Consider the following 1611-nt stretch of genomic DNA (forward strand, 5'->3'; position numbering starts at 1 on the left):
GAGCCTGTCTAAGAATTCCACACCACCCGACACCTGATATCGGCCGAAGACACCGCTGCACAAATTGACAAACCGATTCAGTAGTGTTGTCGAAAAGAAAATCGAGTTCAGCTACCTAGCGATCGCGGATGCCACTTCGTGGCCGTCCGGCCCTCGGCCGGACCGCCACAGTTTCAGGAGGTTGTGTGTCGCCGAGAACAACGACCACTCTGCTTGTGCTCCTGTCTCTCCGCGCAACAGCAACCGGTCACAGCCGCGAGTCACATGCTGACCGAACACTGCCTCTACGCTCTGGCTACGCTTGCGATAAATATTCTTGCCTCGTTTTGTCCGGAGTTTCCGCTCCATGCGTTCTTTTGAACCGTACCACTTGGGGATCCGCCCCCGCGGCGGATCCGCTTCTCGGAGCTTCTTCCGTCGTTTCCAGTCTTTGGTCGTGGCAATGAACAGTTCTGTCTGCCCATCCGCTAGCTGTGCGTTCGCTTTGCTCCAGTACCCGGCATCGGCAAGCGCCTTCTCCGGGCGCTTGCCGTTGACTTCTTCACAACTCTTCAGCATCGGCTTGAGTTGCTGGACATCGTTTGCATCGGTAGTGATCTCCTGAGCAACAATAATCTGTGTGTTGCAGTCCACCATTGCTTGACCGTTGTAGCCTTGTTTCCAACCATTTCTGGTTTTGAGTGTTTGGCTCGCTGGATCTGTTGTGTTTGCTCTTGTGTCCTCCGGAAGCTCCACCTCCTCCGGAGGTGTGGGCTTCCGGCCACGCTTCTTCCGACCCATTTCGTCTTCCTCTTGTTGTCTCTGGCGGATTTTCTCGGCTTGCTCCTCGGTGAGTTGCTGTTCTTTGGCGTCAAGTCGAGCCTTGGCTTCCTGCAGTCGCTTCAGTCGATCTTCTTGCTCCCGGAGTTCTTCCGGGAGCTCGTCTCCGCGCAGTTCAGGGCCGTATTCATCATCTTCGGCCTCGTCAATCTCGGCAGCCTCCTCAAGAATGTCTTGAATTTCCTCGGTAATTTGCTCACGAGTCCGATTTTGATCAAGGGCAGCGTCGCCCTGGACGCGACGGCCGTCCAGGGCGACTTCGCCCATCTTAGCCATCCCAGCTTCCCGACAGAGACGAAGAATCTCAACGAAGAGGTGTTCGAACTCCTTGCGGTGGTTCTTGCGGAAGAGACTGATCGTGCGGAAGTCGGGCTGTTGATTCGCAGCAAGGTAGCGAAACGCGATGTCACGTTCGAGGAGTCGGTCGAGTTTTCGGGAACTTCGGATGCCGATACAGTAGCCGAAGACGAGGACTTTGAGCATCATCACGGGGTGGAAGGACGGCCGCCCGCGGCCGTCCTCCCGTGGTTCCGGATAGAAGGGGTTGAGCCGGCCCTCGTTGTCAAGATGATCAATAACATCCGAAACGTAGCGTTCGAGGCTATCTTCTTTGACCCACTCTGTGACGTTCTTCGGCAGAAGGTGTTGCTGATCTTGATTGTATCGGATAAAATTAAACGTCACGAGTAAATCCTTACGCAGTATAGTGTTTTCAGCTAGATAAATTTGCCGTGATGAACGCTCAAGAGCTACAGAATCTGACGTTTCTGTCGGTGTTTCTTGGACAGGCTG

1 protein-coding gene is annotated in these 1611 nt (G+C 54.6%); it reads right to left on the reverse strand.

Annotated features, from left to right (window positions below; all coding sequences use genetic code 11):
• Nucleotides 1-111: 111 nt before the first annotated feature.
• Nucleotides 112-1503, reverse strand: coding sequence for an IS1182 family transposase (locus O2S87_RS18525; protein ID WP_475410196.1), 1392 nt, complete (start codon nt 1501-1503; stop codon nt 112-114).
• Nucleotides 1504-1611 lie beyond the last annotated feature (108 nt).

It is taken from the genome of Halohasta sp. A2 (genome assembly GCF_056175805.1).